A 24143-nucleotide genomic window follows, 5' to 3' on the forward strand; every position below is an offset into this window, starting at 1 on the left:
TCCGCCGGAGGGACGGCTGGCTGGTCGTTTCGCTTGGCGCGATGGGATCCCTCAATGCCCGCGTACGCTTTCGAAGCACTGGACGCGCAGGGCGCCACCCGGCGCGGCGTCATGGAAGCCGATACCGCCAAATCGGCGCGCGGGCAGCTGCGCTCGCAGTCGCTGGTCCCGCTGGACGTGCGGCCCGTGGCCGCGGGCGGCACCGGCAGCGGGCTGGGCAGCCGCTGGCGCCGGCGGGTGTTCGGCGACACCCAGCTGGCGGTCTGGACCCGCCAGCTGGCCGGGCTGGTGGCGTCGGGCCTGCAGCTGGAGCGGGCGCTCACCGCGCTGTCCGAGGAAGCGCCGAGCGAGGCCGAGCGCCTGCTGGTGGCCGCCTTGCGGGCGGAAGTGAACGCAGGCTCCACGTTCGCCTCGGCCCTGGCCCATTTCCCACGCGAGTTCTCCGACATCTATATCGCGGTAGTCAGCGCCGGCGAGCAGAGCGGCCACCTGGGGATGGTGCTGGAGCGGCTGGCGGACGACCTGGAGAACCGGCAGGCGCTCAAGGCCAGGCTGACCGGGGCGGCGCTGTACCCGGCGATCGTTACGGTGGTGGCCCTGGCCATCGTCGTCTTCCTCGTCACTTACGTCGTACCCCAGGTGGCGAACGTGTTCGCCGGAACGAAGCGCGGGCTGCCGTTCCTGACCGTGGCCATGCTGGGTTTGAGTGCTTTCGTTCGCGAGTGGGGCTGGATCGTCGCGGTGCTGCTGCTGGGCGTGGGAATTGTCCTACGGACCCTGCTCAAGAATGAGCGATTTCGTGAGAGATTCGACGCCGGCTGGCTTTCGCTGCCGGTCCTGGGGCGTTTGTCCCGCGGCTACAACAGTGCGCAGTTCGGCAACACCCTGGCCATGCTCACGGCCGCCGGGGTGCCGATCCTGAGGGCGCTGCAGGCGGCCGCCGAAACCCTGAACAACCGAGCCATGCGAGCCGACGCCATGGATGCGCTGGTGCTGGTGCGCGAGGGCGCGCCGCTCGCCTCGGCGCTGGCGCAGAAGAAGCGCTTCCCTGGCCTGCTATCGATGTTCGCCCGCCTCGGCGAGCAGACCGGCCAGCTGCCGGTGATGCTGCAGCGGGCCGCCAACCAGCTCGGCAACGAGGTCCAGCGCCGCGCCATCCAGCTCGCCACCGTGCTGGAGCCGCTGCTGATCGTGAGCATGGGCCTGGTGGTGATGCTGATCGTGCTGGCCGTGCTGCTGCCCATCATCCAGCTCAACCAGCTGGTGCGTTGACGACGATCCGGAGGGGACCTTGAGCGTGTTTTCGGATGACCGGCTGGTGGTGGCGATCTCCTCCCGGGCGCTGTTCAACTTCGAGGAGGAGAACCGCATCTTCGAGAGCGGCGACGCCCAGGCCTACATGGCGCTGCAGCTCGAGCGGCTGGACCAGCCGGCACGGCCCGGCATCGCCTTCTCGCTGATCCAGAAGCTGCTGGCCTTCAACGACACCACGGCCCAGCGGGTCGAGGTGGTGATCCTGTCGCGCAACGACCCGGTCTCGGGCATGCGCATCTTCCGCTCCGGCCACGCCAACCGCATCAAGCTGGAGCGCGGCGTGTTCACCCAGGGCCGCTCGCCCTTCCGCTACCTGCGGCCGCTGCGCGCGCACCTGTTCCTGTCGGCCAACGCGGACGACGTGCGCGAGGCGCTGGCCGCCGGCTTTCCGGCCGCCCGGGTGCTGACCGAATCGGTGCAGGCCGGGCACAACCACCCGAACGAGGTCCGGATCGCCTTCGACGGCGACGCCGTGCTGTTCTCCGACGAGGCCGAGCGGGTGTTCCAGAGCGAGGGGCTGGACGCCTTCCAGCAGCACGAGTCGAGCAAGGCGCTGCAGCCGCTGCCCGAGGGTCCCTTCAAGCCGCTGCTGGCGGCGCTGCACCGGCTGCAGGCGGCCGGCACCCCGGCCATGAAGATCCGCACCGCGCTGGTCACCGCGCGCAGCGCGCCGGCCCACGAGCGCGCCATCCGCACGCTGATGCAGTGGAACATCCACGTCGACGAGGCCATGTTCCTCGGCGGCCTGCCCAAGGGCGAGTTCCTGCGCGAGTTCGAGCCCGACTTCTTCTTCGACGACCAGACCCGGCACGTGTCCCACGCGGCCCAGCACGTGCCCTCGGGGCACGTGGCCGGCGGTATCGCCAACCAGGCCTGAGGGCCGCCGCTCACGCTCAGGCCGGCGCGCGGCCGCGCGCCTCGCGCCGGGCGATCCAGACGGTGGAGGCACAGATCACCGCGCCGCCGGCCAGGGTCCAGCGGCTGGGCAGGTCGGCGAACACCAGCCAGCCGAACAGGGTCGCCCACACCAGGTCGAGGAACTTGATCGACTGCGTCGCCGAGATGTCGGCCACGCGGTACGAGCGCGCCAGGCAGTAGTGCCCCACGCTGCCGAGGACGCCGCAGGTGATGAACAGCACCCACTGCAGCGGGCCCGGCCAGCTCCAGTGCAGCAACGCCATCGGCAGGCTGAACGCGGTGACGCTGATCGCCTGCCAGGCCACGATGACCTCGGGCCGCTCGTAGCGGGTCAGCGCCTTGGTGATCAGGAACGAGGCCGCGAAGACCGGCGAGGAGGCCAGCATCACCAGCGCGTAGCTGCCGCCGCTGGCGGCCAGTTGCGGCGCCACCACCGTCAGCACGCCGGCAAAGCCCATCAGGGAAGCCGCCCAGCGCTCCCATCGCATCGGCTCCTTGAGCAGCAGCGCCGCGCCGAGCATGATGAAGATCGGCGTGGTGAACCCGATTGCGGTGGTGTCCGCCAGCGTGATGTGCGGCACGGCGATGAACCACAGGACGAGGCCGGCGGTGTGCACCGCGCCGCGGGTGAACTGGCCGCCGACGTTTCGCGGCCGCCAGGCGGCCCAGCCGCTTCGGGCCATCAGGGGCAGCATCACCCCCACGGCCGCCAGGTAGCGCAGGAACTGGGTCTGGAAGGGATCGAGCTCGATCGCCAGCTTGCGCATCAGCGTGTTCAGCAGCACGAACAGCAGGCCGGCGGCGGAGGACCACATCAGCCCGCGCAGCGCCGGCGGCCATCGTTGCGCTCGCCGTTGCACGAGCGTGGCGCGGCGCACCCAGGGGTGGCGTTGCCAGGCGCCGGCCCATCCTTCAGCCGGCATGCGATGTCTCCATGGGCGCCGACTATAGAGCGCGGCCGGGGGCACGCGCATGGGCCGGGGTCACCTCTCGCGTTGCGGCGCCAGCCGCCGCGAAGCCGGCGCCTCATGGTCGGCCGGGAGCCAGGCCGTCGCCGACTGTCGAGTGCCCCACCCGCCCGGTTTTCACCTCTTTTCAAGTGGGACCCGTCTTGAAACCACGTAGGAATGCCCTATCATTAGCACTCGCTGGAGATGAGTGCTAACAGATGAGTTGGCACGCTCCGCGGCAAGTTAATTGGCGCTAACTTTTGTTGGCGCTTTTTGATGTCCCAACCAAAGCTTTCCCTAGAAGGAGATGCAATGAAACTTCGTCCTCTGCACGACCGCGTGATCGTCAAGCGCCTGGAAAACGAAACCAAGACGGCCTCGGGCATCGTGATCCCCGACAACGCCGCCGAGAAGCCCGACCAGGGCGAGGTGCTGGCCGTCGGCCCGGGCCGCAAGAACGACAAGGGTGAGCTGTCGCCGGTGGGCGTGAAGGTCGGCGACCGGGTCCTGTTCGGCAAGTACAGCGGCCAGACCGTCAAGGTCGAAGGCGACGAGCTGCTCGTCATGAAGGAAGAAGACCTGTTCGCGGTCGTGGAAGCCAAGTGATCTTGCGGGACGGATCAGCTCGCTGCTCTGTCCCCGACTGACTAGTCCTCTTCATTAGTCACCCCCTCATTTATCCGGAGTCAATCAACATGGCAGCAAAAGACGTAGTGTTCGGCGGCGACGCCCGCGCCCGCATGGTCGAAGGCGTGAACATCCTGGCCAACGCGGTCAAGGTGACCCTGGGCCCCAAGGGCCGCAACGTGGTGCTCGAGCGCTCCTTCGGCGCCCCCACCGTGACCAAGGACGGCGTGTCCGTGGCCAAGGAAATCGAGCTCAAGGACAAGCTCCAGAACATGGGCGCGCAGATGGTCAAGGAAGTGGCTTCCAAGACCAGCGACAACGCCGGTGACGGCACCACCACCGCGACCGTGCTGGCCCAGGCCATCATCCGCGAAGGCATGAAGTACGTGGCCGCGGGCATGAACCCGATGGACCTCAAGCGCGGCATCGACAAGGCCGTGGCCCAGCTGACCGAGCAGCTGAAGAAGGCCTCCAAGCCCACCACCACCTCCAAGGAAATCGCCCAGGTCGGTTCGATCTCCGCCAACAGCGACGAGTCGATCGGCAAGATCATCGCCGACGCCATGGACAAGGTCGGCAAGGAAGGCGTGATCACCGTCGAGGACGGCAAGAGCCTGCAGAACGAGCTGGACGTCGTCGAAGGCATGCAGTTCGACCGCGGCTACCTGTCGCCGTACTTCATCAACAACCCCGACAAGCAGAGCGCGATCCTCGAGAACCCGTTCGTGCTGCTGTACGACAAGAAGATCAGCAACATCCGCGACCTGCTGCCCACGCTGGAGCAGGTGGCCAAGGCCTCGCGCCCGCTGCTGATCGTCGCCGAGGAAGTCGAAGGTGAAGCGCTGGCCACCCTGGTGGTCAACACCATCCGCGGCATCCTGAAGGTCGTCGCCGTCAAGGCCCCGGGCTTCGGCGACCGCCGCAAGGCCATGCTGGAGGACATCGCCATCCTGACGGGCGGCAAGGTGATCTCGGAAGAGACCGGCATGACGCTGGAGAAGATCACGCTGGCCGACCTGGGCCAGGCCAAGCGCATCGAGGTGGGCAAGGAAAACACCACCATCATCGACGGCGCCGGTGCCGCCGCTGACATCGAGGCGCGCGTCAAGCAGATCCGCGTGCAGATCGAGGAAGCCACCAGCGACTACGACCGCGAGAAGCTGCAGGAGCGCGTGGCCAAGCTGGCCGGCGGCGTGGCGGTGATCAAGGTCGGTGCCGCCACCGAAGTCGAGATGAAGGAGAAGAAGGCCCGCGTGGAAGACGCGCTGCACGCCACCCGCGCTGCCGTGGAAGAAGGCATCGTGGCCGGCGGTGGCGTGGCCCTGCTGCGTGCCCGCCAGGCCGCCGGCGAGATCAAGGGCGACAACGTCGACCAGGACGCCGGCATCAAGCTGGTGCTCAAGGCCGTCGAGGCGCCCCTGCGCGAGATCGTCGGCAACGCCGGTGGCGAGCCGAGCGTGGTGGTCAACCGCGTGCTGGAAGGCAAGGGCAACTTCGGCTTCAACGCCGCCAACGACACCTACGGCGACATGATCGAGATGGGCATCCTGGACCCGACCAAGGTGACCCGCACGGCGCTGCAGAACGCCGCCTCGGTTGCTTCGCTGATGCTCACGACCGAAGCCATGGTCGCCGAGGCGCCCAAGGACGAGGCCCCGGCCATGCCTGGCGGCATGGGTGGCATGGGTGGCATGGGCGGCATGGACATGTAATCCCGTTCACCTGCAAATCGCTCCGCGATTTGCAGGTGCTGTCCAGTCAGATGCAAAAGGCCGGAGTGAATCCGGCCTTTTGCATGGAGGGTTCGCGCTGCATGTTATTCCGCGCGAACCGGAAAAAACGCCCGCTGGATGCGGGCGTTTTTCGTTGAGCTCAGACGCCGGGCGGGATGCCCAAGGGGTCGTCCTTCGGCTGTTCCGGGCCCTCACCGTACTGGTTCGGCGGGCCGCTGGGCTGGACGGCCCAGTACAGCAGGATGATCCAGCCGATGAACGGGATGATCCACAGCAGCTGCAGCCAGCCCGATTTGCCGATGTCGTGCAGCCGGCGCGCACCGACGGCCAGCGACGGCAGCAGCAGCGCCAGGCCGACCAGCGCATTGAGCAGTTCGCTGACGATCGAGGCGGCAACGCTCACCAGCAGGTAGCCCAGCACGAACCACCAGTATTCCGAGCGGCTGGCGCGCCCCTCGAAGGTCGCGTACTTGCGCAGGCAGGTCTTGATCGCTTCGACGAAATCCATTCTCTTGTCCCTCCTGCGGGCACCTGCCCGCGAGCCGCATGATAGGGGGAGACGGATCAGGCCCGAAGGCGCGTCAACAAGGCGGCCGTGGAGCGATCCAGGCCGGCGGTGTCGCCCGAGGCCAGCCGCTGTGCGATGTCCTTGGCCAGCACCTTGCCCAGTTCGACGCCCCACTGGTCGAAGCTGTTGATCCCCCACAGCGCGCCGGCGCAGAACACCCGATGCTCGTACAGGGCAATCAATGCGCCGAAGCTGGCCGGGTCGAGCCGGTCCAGCAACAGCATCGTGCTGGGACGGTTGCCGGGGAAGTGCTTGTGGCCGCCGGGGTCGTCCTTGCCCTGCATCAGGGCCGCGGCCTGGGCCAGCACGTTGGCCAGCAGCTGCGGGTGGTGGTCGGCCAGTTCGTGCGCCGGCGTCTTCACCGCGATGAACTCCACCGGCACCACGTCCGTGCCCTGGTGCAGCATCTGGAAGTAGGCGTGCTGGCCGTTGGTGCCGGGCTCGCCCCAGACCACCGGCGAGGTGCCATAGGACAGCTCGCGGCCCTGCCGGTCGACGCGCTTGCCGTTGCTCTCCATCTCCAGCTGCTGCAGGTAGGCTGGCAGCCGGGCCAGTGCGCTGTGGTACGGAGCGACGCTGCGGCTGGCGAAGCCGTGGAAGTCGCGGTACCAGAGGTCGAGCAGCGCCAGGCGCAGCGGCAGGTTGCGCCCCGGCGGCTCGCTGCGGAAGTGCCGGTCCATCGCATGGGCGCCGGCCAGCAGCTCGCGGAATCGCGCCGCACCGATCGCGATCGCGACCGGCAGTCCGATCGCGGACCACAGCGAGTAGCGGCCGCCAACCCAGTCCCAGAAGCCGAAGGTGCGGTCGATGCCGAACTCCGCGGCCGCCTTCACGTTGGTGGTCAGCGCGGCGAAGTGGCGCGCGACGGCGGTCCCGCCCTGCTGCGTGAACCACAGGCGCGCCGAGCGCGCATTGGTCATGGTCTCCAGCGTGGTGAAGGTCTTGGAGGCGATGAGGAACAGCGTGTGCTCCGCCTGCAGCCCGCGCAGCACGCGATCCAGTTCGTGGCCATCGATGTTGGACACGAAATGGAAGCGCTTGCCGGGCAGCACGAACTCGTCCAGCGCGCGCACCGCCATCTGCGGCCCCAGGTCGGAGCCGCCGATGCCGATGTTCACCACGTCGGTGATCTGCCGGTCGGCTCGCACGGCCTCGGCGAAGTCCAGCATCGCGTCCAGCGTCTGGCGCACCTGCGCGAGCTCGCCGGCGATGCCGGGCGCCACCTTCTCGTCGCGCGGGGCGCGCAGCAGCCAGTGCATGACCTGCCGGCCTTCCGTCGCATTGATCGCCTCGCCGGCGAACATCGCGTCGCGCTGCGCCTCCACCCTGCAGTCGCGCGCCAGCTGCAGCAGCAGGCGCTCGCCCTCGGCATCGAGCAGGTTCTTCGACAGGTCGGCGAACACGTGCGGCGCCTGGATGCTGAAGGCGTCGACCCGGGCGCTGTCGTCGACAAACGCCCGCCGCAGGTCGAAGGTCCGCCCGCTTGCGACGAAGTGCCGCTGCAGCGCCTGCCAGGCCCCGGTCTCGTCGCAACGCGGCGGCAGCGGAGCGGCCATGCTCAGGCCTCCTTCATCAGCTTCTCGAGCTTGACCGCGTCGGCGGCGAAGGCGCGGATGCCCTCGGCCAGTTTCTCGGTCGCCATCGCATCCTCGTTGAGCGCGTAGCGGAAGCCCGCCTCGTCGTAGTTGACCGGCTGCAGGTCCATGCGGCGGGCCTGTTCGGGATCGAGCGCGCGCTCGACCGGCGCCTCGGTGGTCGCCAGCTGCGCCATCAGTTCCGGGCTGATGGTCAGCAGGTCGCAGCCGGCCAGCGCCAGGATCTGCCCGGTGTTGCGGAAGCTCGCGCCCATCACCTCGGTGCGGATGCCGAAGTGCTTGAAGTGCAGCCAGATCTGCCGCACCGACTTGACGCCGGGGTCGTTGGCGCCCGCATTGGCGGCTTCGTCCCAGGCCGCGCCGGCGCTCTTCTTGTACCAGTCGTAGATGCGGCCGACGAAGGGGGAGATCAGCTGCACCTTGGCCTGCCCGCAGGCCACCGCCTGGCAGAACGAGAACAGCAGCGTGAGGTTGGTGCGGATGCCGCGCTGCTCCAGCCGCTCGGCCGCCTGGATGCCCTCCCAGGTGGACGCCACCTTGATCAGCACCCGATCGACCGGCACGCCTTCCGCCTGGTAGAGCTCGATGATGCGTTCGGCCCGGGTGAGGGTCGCGTTGGTGTCGAAGCTCAGGCGCGCGTCGACCTCGGTCGACACCCGACCCGGGATCAGCGACAGGATCTCCCGGCCGAAGCGCACCAGCAGCCGGTCCATGGTCTCGTCCAGCGGCTTGTTGCGGAACTTCGCCATGGTCTCCTTCAGCAGCGGCGCGTAGTCGGGCTTCTGCACCGCCTTGAGGATCAGCGAGGGATTGGTCGTCGCGTCCTGCGGATGGAACTGGGCCAGCTGCCGGAAGTCGCCCGTGTCGGCGACCACCGTGGTGAACTGCTTGAGGGCATCGAGTTGGTTCATGCGGGAATTATGGGCTTGCGCTGGCCCGGCCATGGGCGCCTCCGCACCGTGGAGCTGGCCATGCAGTGCGCCCGGCGAAGGCGCGAACGCCAGTAAAGTAGGCCGCTCCATCTCCAGCCGATCCATGAGCTTCGACCTCGTCCTCTTCGGTGGCACCGGCGACCTCAGCTGGCGCAAGCTGATGCCTGCGCTGTTCCAGGCGTTCCGCCACGGCACCCTGCCGCGCGATGGCCGCATCGTCGGCGTCGCGCGCGACAGCCTGAGCGACGAGCAGTTCCGGCACCTGATCGAGGAGCGCTTCGCCCGCGTCGAGCTGGACAAGCGGCCGGGGCCGGACGAGTTCTGCCGCTTCGCGCAATTGCTGCACTACCAGCGGCTGGACCTGTCCAGACCCGAGGACTACGGCGCGCTCAAGGAGCGGCTGCAGCAGCGCAACGCCGGCACGGTGGTGATGTACCTCGCGACCTCGCCGGCGCTGTTCACCACGGTGTGCGAGCAGCTGGCCGCGGCGGGACTGAACACGCCGTCCACCCGGATCGTGCTGGAGAAGCCGCTGGGGCACGACCTCGCCTCCAACCGGGCGATCAACGACACGGTCCGCCGCGTCTTTCCCGAGCAGCAGATCTTCCGCATCGACCACTACCTGGGCAAGCCCTCGGTGCAGAACCTGTTCGCACTGCGCTTCGGCAACGCCTTGTTCGAGCCGCTGTGGCGGCGCGAGATCATCGCCAACATCCAGCTGACCATTGCCGAGGATCTGGGCGTGGAAAAGCGCGGCGCGTTCTACGACAGCACCGGCGCGCTGCGCGACATGGTGCAGAACCACGCGCTGCAGCTGCTGTGTGCGCTGGCGATGGAACCGCCGATCAGCTCCGACGCCGACGCCATCCGCGACGAGAAGCTCAAGGTGCTGCGCTCGCTGCAGCCCTGGTCCGGCGAGGCGATCGGCCAGCGCGCCATCCGCGGGCAATACGGCGCCGGCAGCGTACGCGGCGAGCCGGTGCGTGCCTACCGCGAGGAGCCGGGGGTTGCGCCCGACAGCACGACCGAGACCTTCGTGGCGCTGCGCGCCGAGGTGGCCAACTGGCGCTGGGCCGGCGTGCCCTTCTACATCCGCACCGGCAAGCGGCTGGCGGCGCGTGACGCGCACATCGTCGTCAACTTCCGCCCGGCACCGCACGCCATCTTCCGCACGCCGCTGGGCGCGGCCAACCGGCTGGTGATCAACCTGCAGCCGCGCGACGGGCTGGAGCTGCACCTGCTGGCACAAGGCCAGCAGCAGGGGCGGCCCGTGCAGTCACAGCCGCTGGTGCCTGTGCACCTGAACCTGGACTTCGACCAGCGTTTCGGCTCCCAGCGCGTGGGGGCCTACGAGCGGCTGCTGCTGGACGTGATCGACGGCCGCCTCAACCTGTTCGTGCGCAGCGACGAACAGGAGGCCGCCTGGCGCTGGGTCGAGCCGCTGCTGGATGCGTGGCGCGGCAACGAATCGGGGCTGCGCACCTATGCGGCCGGCAGCTGGGGGCCGAGCGCGGCCAGCGCCATGATCGCGCGCGACGGGTTCTGCTGGAGCGAGGAGCAGTAACGTCGTCATTCCCGCGAAGGCGGGAATCCAGTGCTTTCAGGAACGCTGCCGCTCGCCGCGCCGTGCCCCTGAGTCGCGTTAGCGACGACCTAGATCCGCCCTTCCTCCACCGCGTGGCAGGCCACCTTGACGCCGCCCAGGGTCAGCAGGGCCGGCCGTTCGGTGCGGCAGCGGTCGTTGGCATGCGGGCAGCGCGGGTTGAAGGCACAGCCGGTCGGCGGGTTCAGCGGGTTGGGCACCTCGCCCTGCACCGGCGTGCGCGCGCGGCCCGTGTCGTGCATCTTCGGGATCGCGTCCAGCAGCATGCGCGTGTACGGGTGCCGCGGCTGGCCGAACAGCTGGTGCTTGCCGGCCAGTTCCACCAGCCGGCCCAGGTACATCACGCCGACCTGGTCGGACACGTGGCGCACCACGGCCAGGTTGTGCGAGATGAACAGGTAGGTCAGGCCCTGCTTGCGCTGCAGGTCCTTCATGATGTTGAGCACCTGCGCCTGCACCGAGACGTCGAGCGCGCTGGTCGGCTCGTCGCACACCAGGAACTCGGGCTCGGTGGCCAGCGCCCGCGCGATCGAGATGCGCTGCCGCTGGCCGCCGGAGAACTGGTGCGGATACTTGAGCATGTCCAGCGGCGACAGTCCCACCCCTTGCAGCAGCTGGCCGACGCGCTCCTTCAGCTGGGCGGAGTCGGTCAGGATGCCGTGCTCGCGCAAGGGTTCGGCCACGATGTCCTCCACCTTCCAGCGCGGGTTCAGGCTGGCATAGGGGTCCTGGAAGATCATCTGGATGCGCCGGCGCAGCTTCAGCCCTTCGCGGCTCTTGAACACCTTGTGGGCCTCGATGCCGTCGAACACGAGGTCGCCCCGCGTCGGCTCGTACAGGCCCACCAGCAGCCGCGCCACCGTGCTCTTGCCGCAGCCGGATTCGCCGACCAGGGCCAGTGTCTGGCCGCGGGGAATCTCGAAGCTCACCCCGTCCACGGCATGCAGCAGCTGGCGCGGCTTGCGCTCCAGCACCCGGTTCAGCCAGGGCGCCGAGACGTCGAAGGTCTTGGCCAGGTCGCGGGCCTGCACCAGCGGCACGGTGGCGGCGGCTGCTGCCGTGCCGGCCGGCTGTCGCGCGGACCCTGCCGCCAGTTCGGATGCAACGGCACTCATGCGGGAACTCCTGCAGGGGCGGCGGGTTGCCGCACGTCGTGCAGCCAGCAGGCGGCGCGGGTCACACCGGCCGGCAGCAGGTCCGGGCGCTCGCGCGTGCAGCGGTCGAACACGCGCGGGCAGCGCGGGTTGTAGGGACAGCCCGGGGGAATGGCATTCAGGCGCGGCATGGCGCCGTCGATCTGGTTGAGCCGCTCGCGGTCGCTGTCCATGTCGGGGATCGACGCCATCAGCCCCATGGTGTACGGGTGGGCCGGCGTGTTGATCACCTCGTGCACCGGGCCGATCTCGGCGATGCGGCCGGCATACATCACCGCCACCCGGTCGCAGGTTTCCGCGATCACGCCCATGTCGTGCGTGATCAGCATGACGGCCGCGCCGTGCTCGCGACAGATGCGCTTGAGCAGCTGGATGATCTGGGCCTGGATCGACACGTCCAGCGCCGTGGTCGGCTCGTCGGCGACGATCAGCTTGGGTTCGGCCGCGAGCGCCAGCGCGATCACGACCCGCTGGCGCATGCCGCCGGAGAACTGGTGCGGGAAGTGGTCGATGCGCTCGGCGGCCGCCGGGATGCCGGTGTCTTCCAGCAGGCTGATGGCGCGCCGGCGCGCCTCGGCCGCATCCACCGGCAGGTGGGTCTGGATGGTCTCCACCAGCTGCCGGCCGATGGTGTACAGCGGGTTCAGCGAGGTGAGCGGGTCCTGGAAGATGGCGCCGATCTTGCGGCCGCGGATGTGCCGCATCTGCTCGGCCGGCAGGTTGTCGATGCGCTGGCCCTCCAGCAGGATCTGGCCCGAGGCCACGCGTCCGGGCGGCTCCAGCAGCCCGATGATGGACGCGCCGGTCAGGCTCTTGCCCGCGCCGGACTCGCCCACCACGCCCAGCACCTCGCCGGGCGCGATGGAGAAGGAGATGTCGTCCAGTGCCCGCAGCGTGCCGCGGCGGCCGGGGAACTCGACGACCAGGTTCTTGACTTCGAGAAGGCTCATGGGAATGTGCGCCCCGCCTACTGCAACCGGGGATTGAGGGCGTCGCGCAGCCAGTCGCCCAGCAGGTTCACGGACAGCGCGATGAGGACCAGCATGGTCCCCGGGAAGATGGTGATCCACCACTCGCCCGAGAACAGGTAGTCGTTGCCCACCCGGATCAGGGTGCCCAGCGAGGGCGAGGTGGGCGGCACGCCCACGCCCAGGAAGGACAGCGTGGCCTCGGTGATGATGGCCGTGGCCACGTGGATGGTCGCCAGCACCAGCACCGGGCCGGTGACGTTGGGCAGCACGTGCCGCACCATGATGCGCAGCGGCGCCACCCCGGTCACGCGTGCCGCCTGCACGTATTCCTTGTTGCGCTCCACCAGCGTGGAGCCGCGCACGGTGCGCGCGTACTGCACCCAGCCGGTCAGCGTGAGCGCCACGATCAGCACGCCGAACGCCACCGTGTTGTGCGCATCCGGGAACATCGCCCGGCCGACCCCGGCGATCAGCAGCGCGACCAGGATGGCGGGGAAGCTCAGCATCACGTCGCACAGGCGCATCAGCAGACCGTCCACCCAGCCGCCCTTGAAGCCGGCCAGCAGGCCCAGCGCGACGCCGATCACCATCGACAGGAACACCGAGGCCAGGCCCACCACCAGCGAGATGCGCGAGCCGTACATCAGCGCCGAGAGGATGTCCCGGCCCTGGTCGTCGGTGCCCAGCAGGTACTTGCTGCTGCCGTCCGGCAGCCAGGCCGGCGGCAGGCGCGCGTCGGACAGCACCAGCGTTGTCAGGTCGAAGGGGTCGTGCGGCGCCACCCAGCCGGCGAAGGCCGAGCAGAACGCGCAGACGAAGGCGATGAGGGCCGCGACGATCGCCATGGGCGAGGTGCGGAAGCTGTAGCCGATGTCGCTGTCGAACCAGCGCGCGAGGGTCTGTCTCATGGAGCTTCCCGGGAAAACGAACGCCGCGGGGCCGGGGCCGCCGCGGCGCTCGTGCCCCTACTGGCGAGTTACTTCGAAACCGTGATCCACTTGAAGTCGAGGTAGTTGTCGCCGCGCTGGACCACCTTGACCTTCTTGCTCACGCCCCAGGCCAGCGACTGCTGGTGCAGCGGCAGGTGGCCGACGTCGTTGGCGTGGATCTCGAACGCCTGCTTGATCATGGCGTTGCGCTTGGCCTTGTCGGTCTCCGATTGCACCGCGCGCGTCAGCTTGTCGAACTCGGGGTTGCAGTAGCTGCCCAGGTTGAACTGGCCGGCGCCCTTGTCGTTCGGGCAGGCCATCAGCGCGTTCATCGCGTTGTGCGCGTCATACGTGCTGGGCGTCCAGCCGAGCAGGTAGAAGCTGGTGTCGCGGCGCAGGATCTTCGGGAAGTAGGTGCCCTTGGTCTCGGCCTGCAGGTTGATCTTCACGCCGATGCGCGACAGGTTGGCCGCCACCGCCTGGCAGATGCGCGCGTCGTTGACGTAGCGGTCGTTCGGGCAGTTCATGGTGACCTCGAAGCCGTTGGGGTAGCCGGCTTCGGTCAGCAGCTTCTTGGCGGCATCGGGGTCGTAGGGCAGGCGCTTGTTCTGCTCCTGCGTGAAGCCGTTGATGCCGGGGCCCACCATCAGCGCCGTGGGGAGCGAGACGTTGCGCATCACCGTGCGCTTGATGCCCTCGATGTCGATGGACTGGTAGAAGGCCTGGCGCACCCGCTTGTCCTTGAAGGGGTTCTTGCCCTTGACGCTGGAGTACAGCAGCTCGTCGCGCTTCTGGTCCATGCCCAGGAAGATGGTGCGCAGCTCGGGCGCCACCAGCGCCTGCGCGTTGGGGGAGTTGCGCACGCGGTCGATGTCCTGCACCGGCACCGGCTCCATCACGTCCACTTCGCCGGACAGCAGCGCGGCGACGCGCGTGGCATCGTTGCCGATGGGGGTGAAGATCACCTCCTGCACGTTGCCCTCGATCTTGCCCCAGTAGTTGCCGTTGCGAACGAAGGTGGTGCGCACGCCGGGCTGGCGCTCGCGCAGGCGGTACGGGCCGGTGCCGTTGGCGCGGAAGGAAGCGGCGTTCTCGACGCCCTTGCGGCGGTCGACCGGGCGGGTGGCCTGGTTCTCCTCGCACCACTTCTTGCTCATGATGAAGACCTGTGACAGCACGTCCGGCAGGATGGGGAACGGGTCGTTGGTCTCGATCTCGACCGTGTGGTCGTCGATCTTGCGCACCGCCTTCACGTCGTTGGTGTAGCTCTTCATGTCCGAGCCTTCCACCTGGGTGCGCGCCATGGTGAACAGCACGTCATCGGCGGTGAACGGGGTGCCGTCGTGGAACTGCACGCCCTTGCGCAGTTCGAAGCGCCACACCGTCGGCGAGGTCTGCTTCCACGAAGTGGCCAGCGAAGGCGCCAGCGAGAGATCCTTGTTGCGGCCCACCAGCGGCTCGTACACGTTGCTGGTCACCGACAGCTGCAGCGACTCGTTGAGCGAGTGCGGGTCCATCGACAGGGCATCGCCCTGGTTGGCGACGCGCACGGTCTGCGCCGAGGCTGCGCCAGCCAGCACGCACAGCAGGGCCGCATGGATCAGGGTTGTCTTCATTTTCATGGGTGAGCTCCTTGGTGAGCGGGTGGGAAACGGGTCAGGCCGGCTGCAGCGGCATGGACTGCTCGACCAGGCTGGCGTGCAGCGCCGAGCCGAGCGGCAGGATGTCGTCGTTGAAGTCGTAGCGGCTGTTGTGCAGCATGCAGCTGCCCTCGCCGCCCTGCCCGATGCGCATGTAGGCGCCGGGCTTGACCTGCAGCATGAAGGAGAAGTCCTCCGCGCCCATGCTGGGGTCGAGGTCGCGCACCACCTGCTCGGCGCCGACCAGCGACTGCGCCACGTCGGCGGCGAACATGGCCTCGCGCAGGGTGTTGGTGGTGGCCGGGTAGATGCGCTCGTAGTTGACCTTGGCCGTGGCGCCGAAGCCCAGCGCGATGGCGCTGCACAGTTCCGTCAGGCGCCGCTCGACCAGCTCCTGCACTTCGGCGGTGAAGGTGCGCACCGTGCCCACCAGCGTGGCCTTGCCCGGGATCACGCTCATGGCGTGGACGTCGCCGGCCTGCATGGCGCACAGGCTGACCACGGCGCTGTCCAGCGGGCGCACGTTGCGCGAGACGATGCTCTGCACGGCGGTGATGATGTGGGCGGCAACCAGCACCGGGTCAGTCGCCAGATAGGCGTGGGCGCCATGGCCGCCCTTGCCGGTGATCTCGATGGTGACCTTGTCGGCTGCCGCCATCATGGGCCCCGGCGTCAGGCCGATCTTGCCGGGCCGCAGGCCGGGCCAGTTGTGCATGCCGTAGACGGCCTCGACCGGGAAGCGTTCGAACAGGCCGTCCTCGATCATGGCGCGGGCGCCGGCGAAGCCCTCCTCGCCCGGCTGGAAGATCAGCACCGCGGTGCCGTCGAAATTGCGCGTCTCGGCCAGGTAGCGCGCCGCGCCCACCAGCATGGCGGTGTGCCCGTCGTGGCCGCAGCCGTGCATCATCCCGTTGCGCGTGGACTTCCAGGCGAACTCGTTGTGCTCCGTCATGGTCAGGGCGTCCATGTCCGCGCGCAGCCCGATCATGCGGCCGCTGGCGCGGCCCTGGCCGTGGACGATGCCCACCACGCCGGTCTTGCCGATGCCGGTGTGGATCTCGTCGACGCCGCACACCCGCAGGGCTTCCTGCACGCGGGCAGCGGTGTAGACCTCCTCGAAGCCGAGCTCGGGGTGCGCGTGCAGGTCGCGCCGCAGCGCCACCAGTTCCGGGTGGTACTGCGCGATGTGCGCGAAGGCGCGGCCGTTGGCCTTTAGGCGCGGAGCGGTGACGGCCGGCGCCAGCATCAGTGGCCCTTGGCGCCGCCCAAGCGTAGGCGCGGATCGACGGCGAAGTACAGCAGGTCCACCACCAGGTTGATCACCACGAAGATCAGGGCGATCAGGCACAGGTAGGCGGCCATTACCGGGATGTCGGCAAAGGTCACGGCCTGGATGAACAGCAGCCCCATGCCGGGCCACTGGAACACGGTCTCGGTGATGATGGCGAAGGCGATCAGGCCGCCCAGCTGCAGGCCGGTGATGGTCATCACGGGGACCAGGGTGTTCTTCAGAGCGTGGCCGAAATGGATGGCGCGGCTGGACAGGCCGCGCGCGCGGGCGAACTTGATGTAGTCGGTGCGCAGCACTTCCAGCATCTCGGCGCGCACCAGCCGCATGATCAGCGTGAGCTGGAAGATCGCCAGCGTGATGCCGGGCAGCACGATGTGGTGCCAGCCCTTGGCGGTCAGCAGGCCGGAAGACCACCAGCCGATCTGCACCGTGTTGCCGCGGCCGAAGCTGGGGAACCAGCCGAGGGTGACCGAGAACACCAGGATCAGCAGGATGCCGATGAGGAAGGTCGGCAGCGACACGCCCAGCAGCGAGATCGTCATGAAGGTCTGGCTGAGGAAGGTGCCGCGACGCAGCGCCGAATAGACGCCCATGGGAATGCCCACGGCGAGCGCCAGCACCGCGGCCACCAGCGAGAGCTCCAGCGTTGCAGGGAAGCGCTCCGCGATCAGCCGCGAGACCTTGGCGCCCTGGCGCAGGCTCAGGCCGAATTCGCCCTGCGCCGCATTGACCAGGAAATGCCAGAACTGCACGAAGAAGGGCTGGTCCAGTCCGAGCGCGGAACGCAGCTCGCGGATCTGCTGGGGCGTGGCGTCCTGCCCCAGCAGGAAGACCACCGGGTCCCCGACGTACTGGAACAGCAGGAAGGCGATGAACGCCACCGTGACCATGACGACCACGGCCTGCAGCAGGCGGCGAAGGATGAAGGCGACCATGGGTAATGCAAGAGGCCGGAGGATGCTAGCAGAGCACCCGCGCGGCCAGCTACGGTGGAAACGAGTGGGCGAAAGCGGGTTTCGGAGGCGTGCGCGTCGCCCGTTTGCAGCGGGCGGAACGGCTCGTTTGCGCGCGGTACCGGACGTGAATCCGCCGCTGCCGCCCCCGCTTGCGCGGGAGCCCGCTTCGCCACCCGCGGCCTCAGTTCACCTTGATCAGGCGCCAGTCGAGGCGGTTGTCCGGCCGGTGCACGACCTCGACGTTCTTCTTCATCGCCCAGGGGATGATCTGGTTGTGCAGCGGGATGTGCGAGAAGTCGTCCTTGCTCATCTGCAGCGCGTCCGCCAGACGGCGATTGCGCACCAGGGTGTCGGTCTCGACCTTGGCACGGTCGATCACGGCATCGACCTGCGGATTGCTGTAGCGGCCCACGTTGTAGTTGCCGTCGCCGCCGGTGCCCACGGAGCGCACGAGCGACTGCAGGCTGTACATGGCGTCGAAGGTCGGCACGCCCCAGCCCAGCATGTAGATGCTGGCCTCGTAGCGCTGGATCATCGGGAAGTACGTCACCAGCGGCATGGTGCGCAGCTTGGCCTTGACGCCGATGCGCGACCACATGGCGGTGACGGCCTGGCAGATCTCCTCGTCGTTGATGTAGCGGTTGTTGGGGCAGGCGAAATCCACCTCGAAGCCCTGCGGGTAGCCGGCCTCGGCCAGCAGCTTCTTGGCGCCCTCGAGGTCATGGGGCATCCGCTTGTGCAGGTCTTCGTTCCAGCCGTTCACCTGCGGCGCGATCAGCGTGCCGGTGGCCTGGCCGAGCCCGCGCATGGTCACGCGCATCAGGCTGTCGATGTCGATCGACTGGTACAGCGCCTTGCGCACGCGCTGGTCCTTCAGTGGGTTCCTGCCCTTCACGCTGGAGCCCGGGAGTTCGTCGCGGAAGGTGTCGAGGCCGAAGAAGATGGTGCGGCTTTCCACGCCGTCGATCACCTTCAGGTTGGCGTTGTTGCGCAGCCGGCCCAGGTCCTGCGGGCTGGGATCCAGCAGCAGGTCGATCTCGCCGGACAGCAGCGCGGCGACGCGGGTCGCCTCGGACTTGATCGGCGTGTAGACGATCTCGGTCAGGTTGCCTTCGAGCTTGCCCACCAGTTCGGGTTGGCGGCCAACACCATGCGCTGGTCCGGCACCCACTGCTTCAGGATGAACGGCCCCGTGCCCATCGCATTGCGGTTGGCGAAGGTCTCCTGGTTGACGTTGCGGATGTCCTTGGGCTCCACCGAGTTGTTCTTCTCGGCCCAGGCCTTGCTCATCATGCGCAGCTCGGTGAGCTGGTTCAGCAGCACTGGATTGGGGCTTTTGGTGAAGATGTCGATCGTGTTGTTGTTGACCTTGACCACGCGGTCGATGCCGGCCGTGTAGGGCGTGAAGTTCGACGTCTTCATCATCCCGCGGTGCAGCGAATAGACGGCGTCGTCGGCCGTGAACGGGCTGCCGTCGTGGAACTTGACGTTCTGGCGCAGGTTCAGCCGCAGCTGGGTGGGCGTCACCTGGGTCCAGGAAGTGGCCAGCACGGGCTCCAGCTTGAAGGTGCGGCTGTTGTAGTAGACCAGCGACTCGTACACGGCTGCGTGGATGCCGTTCTGCAGCGCGTTGTTCTGGGAGTGGATGTCCCAGGTGGAGATCTCGCCGGCGCTCGCCCACCGGAACGTCTTGGCCTGCAGGGCAGGCGCGGCCGCCAGTGCAGCCGCCGCCGCGGCGCACAGGAGTGCGGTCTTGAATCGCATCGGGAACCTCTAGAGGGGTGTTTGGGAACGCGCGACTATGCAGAGGCGTCCGTAGCCCGTCAAAAGGGTTTCCACCGGCTTGGGGCCGAGCTGTTCTGGCTTAACGCGCGGCTTGCGCGTCGCCTCGCGACTCCAGGCGAACCGGCCCGTACCAGGCCTTCACCGAAGTGCGGGTGTTGTCGCTGTCGGTCATGACGGCGATGCCGACCAGCGGGCCGGGGGGTTCGCCGAAGGCACGCTCGAAATCGGCGCGAACGTCCCGTTCGTAGTCGAGCCACTGGCCCAGCCGGGCGGGGCCGGACTCGGCGGCGATCTTGCGGATGCGCCCGGTCCGCGGGCTGTGCACCAGGCTGTCGACGGGCTGCTGGTTGGCCCAGACGTACATCAGGGTGGCGTAGGGCATCTCCTCGCCCGTGACCGCCCGGACCAACTCGGCCAGCATGGCGTCCTTGGCCGAAAACCGCGATCGGTCGCCGTCGAAGGTGAGCACGATGCGCACGGGTGCATCCGCGACCTCGCGCGCGGCCAGGTCCGCGCCGGCGATCAGTTCGGGCACCTTCCAGGAAAAGCGGACCAGCCCGAGTGCCTCGGGCTCCACCCGGACCTTGCGGCGCACCACGCTGGCCGCGGCGTCGGCGCTCGCCGCCAGGGCGTGGCGCCCATTGACGGTGACGGGAACGAAACGGACTTCGGCCTTGCCGGGCAGCCGCCAGTGCCGCCAGGCGTCGGCCGAGCCGACAACGCCCGCCACGGTGGATGCGCCGGCCCAGGGGCTGTCGGCGATCGTCGGCGGCACGGCGGGCGGCATCGACGTGCAGCCCACGAGCAGCAAGACCGCGGCAGGCCAGGCAAGGGCGCCTGGCCGCCCGCGGGGGTACGGGTTCGTCGGCAACATGAAAAAAGCCGCCCGAAGGCGGCTTTCAAGTTTCTTTTTCTCAGGCTGGTTGCCCAGCCCTTGAATTAGAAGCTGTGGCGCAGGCCGAGGTCGAAACCGCTGGACGAGGCGCCCAGGCCGGTCGTGGCACCGTTCAGGCCGACAGCCGACAGGCTGTTGTTGCGAACGCGGGCGTACGTGGCGTACACGGCGGTGCGCTTGGACAGGTTGTGCACGTAGCCCAGGGCGAGCTTGCGGGCACGCGACTCCAGGCCAGCGCCGGCGTCGAGCTCGTAGGTCGAGTAGGACAGGCGGATCTCGCCGGCGCCCATGGGCACCAGGCCACCGATCAGCCAGCCCGTGCCGTCAACCGTACCGATTTCGTCGTTGGCGTAGTGAGCCATCAGCTTGGCCACACCGAAGTCCCACTGGCCGCCGATGTTGTTCTGCTTGATGTCGCCAGCGGCGTACTTGGTGTTGCTCAGAGCCACGGCCACGTTGAAGGGGCCGGCGGCGTAGCCGACGCGGAGACCGAAGCCACGGCCGTCGTCATCCGTCGCGGCGCCGGTTTCGGCGTTCTCACCCAGGTAGTACTGGGCTTGGCCGTAGAAGCCGCCCAGCTTGGCCGGCAGGAAGTAGCCGAAGGTGTTGGAAGCACGAACCGCGGTCGGGTTCAGGGCGGCGATGGCGGCCGTCTGGGTGGTGCCCACGCCGTTGAAGCCGTACGGATCGAAGACCGCCAGGTTCCAGAATTGCGGGGTGTAGTCACGGCCCAGGCGCAGTTCGCCCCAGTTGCCAGCCAGGCTGACGGTCGAACGGCGGTTGAAGGTCAGGCCTTGGGTGCCCGGACGGACGGCAGCGTTGGCGCCGGTGACGGGGTTGAACGCGCCGACAGCTTGGTTGTTGGCGTTGGACGCGGCGCCGGTGCCGTCGTCGTTGTTGATGCCGGCTTCCAGCCAGAAGGAAGCGGACATGCCGCCACCCAGGTCTTCCGTGCCACGGAAGCCGAGGCGCGAGCTGTTGTAGCCGGAGTTGCCCAGGGCGGTGCGGTCGGCCACGCTACCCTTACCGATCTGCAGGGTGGCGTCGACGATACCGAACAGCGTGACAGACGACTGAGCCGAAGCGGTGCCGGCGGCAGCCAGCACGGCCAGGGCGATCAGGGACTTTTTCATGCAAGTTTCTCCAAGGTTAAACATAGGGCTCCGGTTCGAAGGGTTCAGCTCATGCAGGCACTTGCGTGTTCCCACCGGATCCCCGGGCCAACCTCCTTTTGGGAAGTTGGCGCTATTGCACCAGAGCGGGTTTTCTTTCGCAAAGTATTTAGCCCCGTGAACGGAGGTTTCGTTGCACACGGACAACATGGCCGATCGGCCAGTGGGCGACACGCAACACAACCTTGCGGCAAGCTCGACCGCACGTGAAAAGCTTGGCAATCCGGGACTGCGGCGGCCGTCCTACACTTGCCGGATGGACCGTCTCCTGGGCGCTGCCGACAGCGCACTGCGCACCCTTTTCGCTCACCACCGTTCGGCCCGGCCCTGTCCCACCGTTCCGGGTGATGAGACAGCGCTCACTTTGCCGCAACGCCGCGAGGCGGCTGCCCTCATGCGGGTGAATCACGTCGGCGAGGTGTGCGCGCAGGCGCTCTACACTGCGCAGGCGGCCGCCACGGCCAACCCGGCGCTGCGGCAGCACTTCGAGCGGGCCGCGCGCGAGGAGACCGACCATCTGGCCTGGACCCGGGGCCGGCTGGAGGAACTGGGCTCGCGCCCCTCCCTGCTCAACCCGCTCTGGTACGCCGGCGCCTTCACCCTCGGCCTGGTGGCCGGCCGCCTGGGGGATCCGATCAGCCTGGGCTTCGTGGTGGAGACCGAGCGGCAGGTGGAGGCGCACCTGGCCGGCCACCTGGAGCGCCTGCCCGAGTCCGACCACGCGTCCCGCGCCATCGTCGCCCAGATGAAGGAGGACGAGGCCGGCCATGCGGCGCAGGCCAGTGCCGCCGGCGCGGCGGAACTGCCGGCCGTGGCCAAGGGGCTGATGCGCGCGGCCGCCCGGGTCATGACGACCACCGCGCACTACATCTGATCAGTCTTCCACCAGCTCGAAGCTGGTGGTGATTGCCGCCGTCTTCGCCAGCATGGCGCTGGCGGAGCAGTACTTCTCGTGGCTCATGGCAATGGCTCGTTCCACAGCCGCCGGCGGCAACGACTTGCCGCGTACCGTGAAGTGCATGTGGACGCTCGTGAAGACCTTGGGATCGGTGTCGGCCCGCTCCGCCTTCAGCTGCACGGAGCAACCACTCACTGCGTGGCGACCCCGCTTGAGAATGAGGACCACGTCATAGGCGGTGCAGCCGCCCGTGCCAGCCAGCACGGTCTCCATCGGTCGCGGCGCCAGGTTGCGACCGCCGTTCTCGGGCCGCGCCTCGTCGGGTGCGCCGTCCATCGCGAGCACGTGACCGCTGCCAGTCTCGGCGACGAATCCCATGCCGGAGCGGGTTCCCGCGGCGCCGGTCCAGGTGACGGTGCATTCCATGGTGCTTGTGTTCCTGCGGCGACACGCCGCGTCCAATTCGACCTGCTATCGAGCCGTCTTGCTGCGACGCAGCATTGTCCAGCTATACTCCTGGACAAGCATAACGAATCGCGTTGTGCGGACGCTTGTCTCCTCCACCTCTCGTTTGGTGGACTTGGCCCCCGGACCGCAAGGCGCCGGGGGCTTTTTTCATGCCGGAGCCCGCCGACGCCGCTCCTATGATCAGCTCATGAACAAGCCCCTGAAGCCGGCGGATTACCTCAAGAAGATCCTGACGGCGCGCGTCTACGACGTGGCGGTGGAGTCCCCGCTGGAGCCGGCCCGGTCACTGAGCCGTCGCCTGCACAACAAGGTGCTGCTCAAGCGCGAGGACCAGCAGGCGGTGTTCAGCTTCAAGTTGCGCGGCGCCTATAACAAGATGGTGCAACTCGCGCCGGAGGACCTGCGGCGCGGCGTGATCTGCGCGTCGGCCGGCAACCACGCCCAGGGCGTGGCGATGGCCGCGCACCGGCTGGGTACCCGCGCGGTGATCGTGATGCCGGTCACCACCCCCCAGCTGAAGATCGAGGGCGTGAAATCGCTCGGCGGCGAGGTGGTGCTGCACGGCGACAGCTATTCGGACGCCTACGGCCACGCCACCGCGCTGTGCGAGCGCGAGGGGCTGACCTTCATCCACCCGTTCGACGATCCGGACGTGATCGCCGGCCAGGGCACCATCGGCATGGAGATCCTGCGCCAGAACCAGGGGCCGCTAGACGCCGTGTTCGTCGCCATCGGCGGCGGCGGGCTGGTGGCCGGCGTGGGCTCGTACATCAAGGCGGTGCGGCCCGGCGTCCGGGTCATAGGCGTGCAGATGGACGACTCGGACGCGATGATGCAGTCGGTGCAGGCCCGCGAGCGCGTGAGCCTGGCCGACGTCGGCCTGTTCTCGGACGGCACCGCGGTCAAGCTGGTGGGCGAGGAGACCTTCCGGCTCGCGCGCGAGCTGGTGGACGAGTTCATCACGGTCGACACCGACGCCGTCTGCGCCGCCATCAAGGACGTGTTCGTCGACACCCGCAGCATCGTGGAGCCGGCCGGCGCCATGGCAGTGGCCGCGATCAAGCAGTACGTGGCCCGCAACAAGACGCGCGGCGAGACCTACGCGGCCATCCTGTGCGGGGCCAACATGAACTTCGACCGGCTGCGCTTCGTGGCCGAGCGCGCCGAGGTCGGCGAGGAGCGCGAGGCGCTGTTCGCGGTGACCATGCCGGAGGAACGCGGCAGCTTCCGGCGCTTCTGCGAGCTGGTCGGCTCGCTGCCGGGCGGGGCGCGCAACGTGACGGAGTTCAACTACCGCATCAGCGACGCGGCCACGGCCCACGTGTTCGTCGGCCTCACCGCCCACGGCAAGGGCGAGTCGGCCCGCATCGCGGCCAGCTTCACCCGGCACGGCTTCCAGGCACTGGACCTCACCCACGACGAACTGGCCAAGGAGCACATCCGCCACATGGTCGGCGGCCCCTCGCGGCTGGCGCACGACGAGCGGCTGCTGCGCTTCGAATTCCCGGAGCGGCCGGGCGCGCTGCTGCGCTTCCTGTCCCACATGCAGCCGAACTGGAACATCTCGCTGTTCCACTACCGCAACCAGGGCGCCGACTACGGGCACATCCTGGTCGGCCTGCAGGTGCCCGCGGCCGACGACCAGGCCTTCCAGGCCTTCCTGGACACGCTGGGCTATCCCTACGTCGAGGAAACCGCCAACCCGGCGTACCGCCTGTTCCTGCGCACCTGAGCCCGAGCAGGG

General features: G+C 68.3%; 20 protein-coding genes and 1 pseudogene. 7 read left to right on the forward strand and 14 right to left on the reverse strand.

From position 1 onward, the window contains the following. Positions 1-54 precede the first annotated feature (54 nt). Both gspF and VEC03_RS12070 read left to right on the forward strand, forming a co-directional pair. Positions 55-1272, forward strand: a complete 1218-nt coding sequence (gene gspF / locus VEC03_RS12065; protein WP_324915505.1) for a type II secretion system inner membrane protein GspF — start codon at positions 55-57, stop codon at positions 1270-1272. Between the two features lie 19 nt (positions 1273-1291). Further along, the gene (locus VEC03_RS12070) at positions 1292-2191 is read left to right on the forward strand and encodes a 5'-nucleotidase (protein ID WP_324915507.1); all 900 of its coding nucleotides are present in this window, start codon (positions 1292-1294) and stop codon (positions 2189-2191) included. 16 nt (positions 2192-2207) lie between these two features. Here the strand turns inward: VEC03_RS12070 and VEC03_RS12075 are convergent, their stop codons facing one another. Further along, entirely contained in the window at positions 2208-3155 is a 948-nt protein-coding gene (locus VEC03_RS12075; protein WP_324915509.1) for a DMT family transporter, read from the reverse strand. A 339-nt stretch (positions 3156-3494) separates the two neighbouring features. On the opposite strand from VEC03_RS12075, the gene VEC03_RS12080 reads away from it, so the two are divergent. Together VEC03_RS12080 and groL are read left to right on the forward strand one after the other, a co-directional pair. Continuing rightward, positions 3495-3788 (forward strand): co-chaperone GroES, encoded by a 294-nt coding sequence (locus VEC03_RS12080; protein ID WP_324915511.1) that lies wholly within the window; start codon positions 3495-3497, stop codon positions 3786-3788. Positions 3789-3877: 89 nt separating this feature from the next. Further along, complete coding sequence (gene groL / locus VEC03_RS12085) at positions 3878-5521, forward strand: chaperonin GroEL (RefSeq protein ID WP_324915513.1); 1644 nt, start codon at positions 3878-3880, stop codon at positions 5519-5521. 160 nt (positions 5522-5681) lie between these two features. On the opposite strand, the gene VEC03_RS12090 is transcribed toward groL, so the two are convergent. The 3 genes from VEC03_RS12090 to tal are packed head-to-tail and all read right to left on the reverse strand — an operon-like array spanning position 5682 to position 8616. Continuing rightward, entirely contained in the window at positions 5682-6050 is a 369-nt protein-coding gene (locus VEC03_RS12090) for a DUF805 domain-containing protein (RefSeq protein ID WP_324915515.1), read from the reverse strand. Positions 6051-6106: 56 nt separating this feature from the next. Further along, on the reverse strand, positions 6107-7666 hold the full coding sequence (pgi, locus tag VEC03_RS12095) for a glucose-6-phosphate isomerase (protein WP_324915517.1): 1560 nt from the start codon (positions 7664-7666) through the stop codon (positions 6107-6109). A gap of 2 nt (positions 7667-7668) precedes the next feature. After that, positions 7669-8616: a transaldolase gene (tal, locus tag VEC03_RS12100; RefSeq protein WP_324915519.1), complete on the reverse strand. Its 948-nt coding sequence runs from the start codon at positions 8614-8616 to the stop codon at positions 7669-7671. Between the two features lie 124 nt (positions 8617-8740). Between tal and zwf the strand changes: the two genes are divergently transcribed. After that, positions 8741-10201 (forward strand): glucose-6-phosphate dehydrogenase, encoded by a 1461-nt coding sequence (gene zwf / locus VEC03_RS12105; protein ID WP_324915521.1) that lies wholly within the window; start codon positions 8741-8743, stop codon positions 10199-10201. Positions 10202-10290: 89 nt separating this feature from the next. On the opposite strand, the gene VEC03_RS12110 is transcribed toward zwf, so the two are convergent. From VEC03_RS12110 to VEC03_RS12150, 9 genes and pseudogenes are all read right to left on the reverse strand, one after another. After that, positions 10291-11355: a dipeptide ABC transporter ATP-binding protein gene (locus VEC03_RS12110; protein WP_324915523.1), complete on the reverse strand. Its 1065-nt coding sequence runs from the start codon at positions 11353-11355 to the stop codon at positions 10291-10293. Beyond that, complete coding sequence (locus VEC03_RS12115; protein WP_324915524.1) at positions 11352-12344, reverse strand: ABC transporter ATP-binding protein; 993 nt, start codon at positions 12342-12344, stop codon at positions 11352-11354. Before VEC03_RS12115 ends, VEC03_RS12110 begins: the two co-directional genes overlap by 4 nt. Positions 12345-12361: 17 nt before the next feature. Continuing rightward, positions 12362-13273 carry an ABC transporter permease gene (locus VEC03_RS12120; protein WP_324915525.1) on the reverse strand — a complete coding sequence of 304 codons (912 nt, stop codon included), beginning with the start codon at positions 13271-13273 and terminating at the stop codon, positions 12362-12364. A 68-nt stretch (positions 13274-13341) separates the two neighbouring features. After that, on the reverse strand, positions 13342-14916 hold the full coding sequence (locus VEC03_RS12125; protein ID WP_414708488.1) for an ABC transporter substrate-binding protein: 1575 nt from the start codon (positions 14914-14916) through the stop codon (positions 13342-13344). 34 nt (positions 14917-14950) lie between these two features. Continuing rightward, entirely contained in the window at positions 14951-16180 is a 1230-nt protein-coding gene (locus tag VEC03_RS12130; protein WP_324915526.1) for a M20 aminoacylase family protein, read from the reverse strand. After that, positions 16180-17160, reverse strand: coding sequence for an ABC transporter permease (locus VEC03_RS12135; protein ID WP_324915528.1), 981 nt, complete (start codon positions 17158-17160; stop codon positions 16180-16182). The genes VEC03_RS12130 and VEC03_RS12135 overlap by 1 nt, the downstream gene beginning before the upstream one ends. A gap of 202 nt (positions 17161-17362) precedes the next feature. Next, positions 17363-18945 (reverse strand): annotated as a pseudogene (locus VEC03_RS12140) (ABC transporter substrate-binding protein). A 100-nt stretch (positions 18946-19045) separates the two neighbouring features. Continuing rightward, positions 19046-19741 carry a DUF3047 domain-containing protein gene (locus tag VEC03_RS12145; protein ID WP_324915530.1) on the reverse strand — a complete coding sequence of 232 codons (696 nt, stop codon included), beginning with the start codon at positions 19739-19741 and terminating at the stop codon, positions 19046-19048. Between the two features lie 164 nt (positions 19742-19905). Further along, complete coding sequence (locus VEC03_RS12150) at positions 19906-20994, reverse strand: porin (protein ID WP_324915531.1); 1089 nt, start codon at positions 20992-20994, stop codon at positions 19906-19908. 295 nt (positions 20995-21289) lie between these two features. Between VEC03_RS12150 and coq7 the strand changes: the two genes are divergently transcribed. Beyond that, positions 21290-21907 carry a 2-polyprenyl-3-methyl-6-methoxy-1,4-benzoquinone monooxygenase gene (gene coq7, locus VEC03_RS12155; protein ID WP_324915533.1) on the forward strand — a complete coding sequence of 206 codons (618 nt, stop codon included), beginning with the start codon at positions 21290-21292 and terminating at the stop codon, positions 21905-21907. Here the strand turns inward: coq7 and VEC03_RS12160 are convergent, their stop codons facing one another. Further along, the gene (locus VEC03_RS12160) at positions 21908-22357 is read right to left on the reverse strand and encodes an OsmC family protein (RefSeq protein WP_324915535.1); all 450 of its coding nucleotides are present in this window, start codon (positions 22355-22357) and stop codon (positions 21908-21910) included. 229 nt (positions 22358-22586) lie between these two features. On the opposite strand from VEC03_RS12160, the gene ilvA reads away from it, so the two are divergent. Further along, a complete protein-coding gene (ilvA, locus tag VEC03_RS12165) occupies positions 22587-24131 on the forward strand; it encodes a threonine ammonia-lyase, biosynthetic (RefSeq protein ID WP_324915537.1) in 1545 nt (514 codons plus the stop codon). Positions 24132-24143 lie beyond the last annotated feature (12 nt).

Source organism: Ramlibacter sp., assembly GCF_035627355.1.
GTDB lineage: Bacteria > Pseudomonadota > Gammaproteobacteria > Burkholderiales > Burkholderiaceae_C > Ramlibacter.